This is a genomic window from Streptococcus pseudopneumoniae, from assembly GCF_001072665.1.
Lineage (GTDB): Bacteria > Bacillota > Bacilli > Lactobacillales > Streptococcaceae > Streptococcus > Streptococcus pseudopneumoniae_S.
This window is the reverse complement of record NZ_JVJI01000001.1, coordinates 1-234: the sequence shown is the minus strand read 5'-3', so window position 1 is coordinate 234 and position 234 is coordinate 1. Positions and strand designations below refer to the sequence as shown.

Below are 234 nucleotides of genomic sequence, written 5' to 3'. Positions count from 1 at the left end.
GCAGAGCATGCAGGGAAGACACGGACTGTAGGGACTTATCAGTCGGGTGATTTCGCCAAACTCAAGTCTGTTCAACGCTTTGCGATAGCCTATCAACAGGCGAGTAAGCAGATGGAGAGTCGTGTTGAACGAGTGAAGGCTGCCCAGGAGCGGGACAAGGCTCGTTTTGAGGCCTTGGCTGCAGAGGATCGAGCCAAGAACGGTTGGAAAGACCTGGCAATTGGTGTGGTGACC

General features: G+C 54.3%; 1 pseudogene. It reads left to right on the top strand.

Annotated features, from left to right (window positions below):
• Positions 1-234, top strand: a pseudogene (locus ADH52_RS00005) (hypothetical protein); the annotation flags it as partial.